At 42.8% G+C, this 5,258-nt stretch carries 5 protein-coding genes; all 5 read right to left on the bottom strand.

Translation table 11 applies throughout. The annotated features are described in order from the left end of the window. Positions 1-144 precede the first annotated feature (144 nt). Positions 145-1,017 carry a DUF2861 family protein gene (locus ACP45E_RS17500; RefSeq protein WP_017033588.1) on the bottom strand — a complete coding sequence of 291 codons (873 nt, stop codon included), beginning with the start codon at positions 1,015-1,017 and terminating at the stop codon, positions 145-147. Further along, on the bottom strand, positions 1,017-1,676 hold the full coding sequence (gene vxrB, locus ACP45E_RS17495; protein ID WP_017033589.1) for a response regulator transcription factor VxrB: 660 nt from the start codon (positions 1,674-1,676) through the stop codon (positions 1,017-1,019). The genes ACP45E_RS17500 and vxrB overlap by 1 nt, the downstream gene beginning before the upstream one ends. Continuing rightward, a complete protein-coding gene (vxrA, locus tag ACP45E_RS17490) occupies positions 1,651-3,105 on the bottom strand; it encodes a sensor histidine kinase VxrA (RefSeq protein ID WP_017037972.1) in 1,455 nt (484 codons plus the stop codon). Before vxrA ends, vxrB begins: the two co-directional genes overlap by 26 nt. 156 nt (positions 3,106-3,261) lie before the next feature. Beyond that, entirely contained in the window at positions 3,262-4,659 is a 1,398-nt protein-coding gene (pntB, locus tag ACP45E_RS17485; RefSeq protein ID WP_017037973.1) for a Re/Si-specific NAD(P)(+) transhydrogenase subunit beta, read from the bottom strand. 12 nt (positions 4,660-4,671) lie between these two features. Continuing rightward, positions 4,672-5,258, bottom strand: a 587-nt coding sequence (locus ACP45E_RS17480) for a proton-translocating transhydrogenase family protein (RefSeq protein WP_198927748.1), incomplete at its 5' end; no start/stop codon positions are given.

Here is a 5,258-nt window from a genome sequence, read left to right as displayed (position 1 = left end):
GAGCTTCGATTGCATAATTGGCGGCACTCGCAGAGGCACTGGCAAGAGCGATAGACAAAGTCAAAAATCTAAGATTATTTTTCATAATATTATAAACTGTTATTCCCTTAGGGTTTATAACGACTTATTGTCTATGAACTTTAACTATTCCTCTACAGAAACATCATATGTTTTACTGATTATTTGAGATTGTTCGATTAATACAGGGCCTTGCCACCTTTGATTCGTCATCGATACCGCCAGTACATATCTTTCTGGTTCGATGCTTCTAGGTTCGAATGACGTAGGAAAGTCAGATTCATAGCTTCGACTCCAAACTTCATTATAGCTACCATCAACATAATCGTAGAGAGCCACCGTCAATTCGGGAAGCGGGCAGTTTTCATTAAGTAGCGCATTTTTCTCTATGGTCCATTGATCTTTAGATTGCCATCTAACGACCTGTTTCGCTTTAGTGTGAACAAAGACGATCCATGAACTCCAGGTTTCTTGATCGACTGCGGTCACATCCAGTCGATATAATCCTGGTGGAATTTGGCTATTAAGGTTGTAACGTTTTTGGTAGACCTTTTTTTTATCAGAGTTAGATTCTGTCGACGCAAATTCACTGTCTGTTGAGATAGGTTTATCAACCCAACGGTTAAATGCGATATTCTCTATTTCTTTCTTTGATTCAATAGAGACCGTGACATTGTACATGTCTCGACCTGGGCTCTGAATATTAGTTCTACGTACCGATGCAGATGCTAACCACTCGGGTAGTCGTTTATTATCGAGCCCTTTACCACAATCAACGTCAAGTGAGTGGATAAGCAGCTGATTCAAATGTTCTTCAATAGAGGTACTTGAATTCTGTTGATGTACCTTAACGATTGAACCAAACATGGCATCGAGATCATCTTCTAGCAAATACTGATGGGCTTGCGTTAACGAGGTGTTCTCCTCAAACCAACCCACATCACTCGCCGCCAGAGGAAAGCAAACTGCCAATAAAGAAACAAGCGGTAAAGGCTTCATCACGCTTTCATCTTGTAGCCAACACCACGTAGGGTTTCAATTTCTAGCCCTGATAGCTTTTGACGAAGTTGCAGCACGTGCGTATCAACGGTTCTTGTTGTAGGAAAGTGGTTGTAACCCCAAACATGATCGAGCAACTCATCTCTTGTAAATACTCGACCTAGGTTACTTGCTAAGAAAAGTAACAGATCGAATTCGGTACGAGTTAAGGTAATGGAGTCGCCATGATAAAAAACTTCTCTCGTTGCTTTATCGATCGTTAAATTCGGCGTAGTGACTTTTGAATCATCAACCTCTTCTGATTCAGGCAGCCTAAGTTGGGCACGAATACGAGCAAACAGCTCTGCTTCTGCAAATGGCTTAGTGAGGTAATCATTAGCCCCCGAATCCAAGCCTGCAACTTTATCTTTGATCGTCACAAGCGCGGTTAATAATATGACAGGTACATCTTTAAGCTTCTTCCAGCTCTGAAGGTGCTCTACGGAATCACCATCTGGTAATTGGCGATCTAAAATGACGAGATCGACCTTTTCCCAATGCTGCGCCACGCTAGCAATTGTCTCTGCATGTAAACATTCATATCCCGCTTGCTCAAGGCTTACTAATAAACCGTCAGCTAAGTTCTTATCATCTTCAACGAGTAGCAGTGTCTGTTTCACAGGGGATCTCCAAAATAAAAGTAGTAGGTGGCCCAACGAGTGTCATCTTTCCACCCATTCGACTGACCATAGATTCAACAATTGTGAGGCCCAATCCCAGGCCTGACTTACTTACAAACGGTTTTCTTAAGCTGCGCCAATCTCGGTATGAAAGTTCACCTTGATCAATCACTTTGATCGTTAGGCGATCCGCAGCAGTCGTCACATCAATCAGTATTGGGGCGACGCCATATTTAAGTGCGTTACGTATTAAGTTATCAATGCAGTTACTTAGCCAGTAAACATTCAGTTTAGCGGCGATGTCTTGATTAATTGCGAATTGAATCTCGCCTTTAAATTCATCCGATACTTTATACTCTAACCATTCTGATACTGATGGTACCCATTCTGTGTTTAGGGGTTTGTTATCGGATTGTAAATAATCTTTACTTGCTTCGGCTAATTGCCGTAATCTTCGTGAATCTTCACACAGTCGTCTAAACTCATCGTATACACTTTCAGGCAAATGCTCAAATTCTCGCCTAAATCCTTCCACTGTTAGTGACAAGCTCGCGATAGGCGTTCTCAGCTCATGCGTCAGTATCTGAAGGACTAACATTCGGCTTTTCATTTCTTGTCGTTTGGAATTCCAGCGATAAGCCGACCACCCGGCAACAAGTAAGATATTCACGAAAACCAGTGCTATCATTGAAATACGGAGGACATCGGAATGATCTTCTATATCCCAACACATATTCCCCCGCTGCACAAAACATGTCGAACTGTCACTAGACAGCGAAAAACTCAGTTCAGCTTTACTGACATTCGATTGCCAGTAATTGGCACCAAAAATGTAGTATATGTCTCCCTGTTTTAGCCACAGTTCCTCTTTCTCGATAAACATTTTTGCACCACTGATAAGCGCGGTAATACTGTCTTGGTCCATACGCTGCAACCGGCCTAATAAGGTACCAGGAGGTGATAATGGCCTTTCTTGAATGTGCATGAACATTTCTAACAATTGCTTAGTGTCCGGGTATTTTGCAACCCAGCGATACGCGTAAGAACCGCCACCAGGATGGATAAGACCACTACGAGCAAACCAACGAACTGAAAGATTGGTTTCTTTACATATTGCTCTTGTGAACACTAACGGTTCGGTGATGAGTGGGCTAAGGGGAAGTTTACCCGTACAAGATTGAGATAATCGATACAGTCGCTGAATATCTTGCAGTGGATATTGTGCCGTTCTGGGAAGTAAGGAATCTGGCGTGATTAGCTTTGTCGGATACTCAGCCTGAATAACTCGGATATCATAAGAAGTTATGGCATCTTCGAAGTTAAAGTAACTGATGAAGTTATCTATTCTCTCAGGCAGTGAATTGGCAAGTACATTAATCGACGTAAATGCTGAAATGAGAACCAAGAATTGGAATGCGCGTTTAATCAAATTAGATAATCGAAAGTATTTACGTTTAAGAACTATAAAACATTCTTACATAAATATACATATCGATTGTAATATCAACGTCAAGAATGAAAACAAAAAACCAGCTTAATGAGTTTACCCCATTAAAGCTGGCTTTATGATTAGAACATCAAAATACTATAGTGCTTTAGAAATCGCATCCACGCTTTCTTTTGCATCTCCAAATAACATTTGAGTATTTTCTTTAAAGAACAGTGGGTTTTGTACGCCAGCATAGCCAGGATTCATAGAACGTTTAAATACTATAACATTCTGAGCGTTCCAAACTTCTAATACTGGCATCCCCGCGATTGGGCTTGATGGATCATCAAGCGCGGCTGGGTTTACCGTGTCGTTTGCACCTATAACAAGAACCGTATCCGTTGAGCTCAAGTCATCATTGATTTCGTCCATTTCAAGCACGATATCATAAGGAACTTTCGCTTCAGCCAGTAGTACGTTCATGTGACCCGGTAGACGCCCCGCAACAGGGTGAATAGCAAAACGTACATTCACACCTAAAGCACGCAGCTTTTCTGTTATTTCATACACAGGGTACTGAGCCTGGGCAACCGCCATTCCGTAACCTGGAGTGATAACCACAGAAGAAGAGTTTTTCAGCATGTCAGCCACATCTTCAGCGTTAATTTCACGGTGTTCGCCGTAATCTTCATCGCTGTTGCTTGAACTGACTTCTTGCCCAAAACCACCCGCAATAACGCTAATAAACGATCGATTCATTGCTTTACACATAATGTAAGACAGAATCGCACCTGACGAGCCTACCAATGCACCAGTCACAATAAGAAGATCGTTGGCTAGCATGAAACCTGCTGCCGCGGCTGCCCAACCTGAATATGAATTCAGCATTGAAACAACAACCGGCATGTCTGCTCCACCAATGGAAGCGACTAAATGACAACCAAAAGCGAACGCAATCAATGTCATCAGCAGTAATGCAAACATACTACCATCAGCTTTCACGAAGTAGATCATTAGCAGTAAAGACGCGACGATAGCGAGTAGGTTTAGTTTATGCTTGTGTGGAAGGTTCAGCGCCGACGAGTCAATGACTCCACGTAACTTTCCGAACGCAACCAAAGAGCCTGTAAAAGTGACCGCTCCGATAAACACACCGAGGAAGACTTCAACTAAGTGAATGACATGCTCAGCATGAATATCCGCTGGGTCGATTGAGATAACCGCAGGCGGATCGATGTAGCTGTTAAAGCCAACCAATACTGCTGCCATACCTACAAAGCTGTGCAGTATCGCGACGAGCTCTGGCATCTCCGTCATTTCTACTTTCTTAGCGTAATGAATACCGATAGCCCCACCGATAACCATAGCGAGAAGTATCCAAGCAAGCCCTTCTGTATTTGGACCAAAAATGGTGGCAACCAAAGCAATTGCCATACCGGTAATACCGTAGTAATTACCTGCACGAGCCGATTCTTGCTTAGAAAGACCAGCAAGGCTCATGATGAAAAAGATTGCAGCAACAATATAAGCCGCTTGTACTAATCCTGCAGACATTTGGTACTCCCTTTAGTCTTTACGAAACATTTCAAGCATACGTTTAGTAACGGTAAAGCCACCAAAAATATTGATACTTGCAATGAGTACGGCGATAAACGATAAGAAAGTTACAACGCCACTTCCTTGACCAATTTGTAATAACGCACCAACAACGATGATGCCTGAAATCGCATTTGTGACTGACATTAACGGCGTATGTAGCGAATGAGAGACATTCCAAACCACGTAGTATCCGACTATACAAGCAAGAATGAATACGGTGAAATGCGCAAGGAAAGCTGCAGGGGCAACAGAAGCGACCCAACCAAAAGCCGCAAGACCAATGCCCAATCCAATCACCTTCTTAATGGGTGACGTCGGTTCTTCAACTTTCGCTTCCGCTTTAGCTGCCTGTTTTTGTTGAACTTGAGGCTGAGCTGAAACTTGAATCGGTGGTGCAGGCCAAGTCACTTCGCCTTCTTTAATGACAGTAACGCCACGGAGTACAACATCTTCAAAATCGATGTTGATGGTGCCGTCTTTTTCTTTACACAACAGTTTCAGTAAGTTGACGATATTCGTCGCGTACAGTTGAGAAGATTGCGTCGGCAGGCGGC

This window comes from Vibrio genomosp. F10 str. 9ZD137 (assembly GCF_049974785.1).
GTDB lineage: Bacteria > Pseudomonadota > Gammaproteobacteria > Enterobacterales > Vibrionaceae > Vibrio.
Note: the sequence above shows the minus strand (reverse complement) of the source record. Positions and strands in the feature narration are given on the sequence as shown.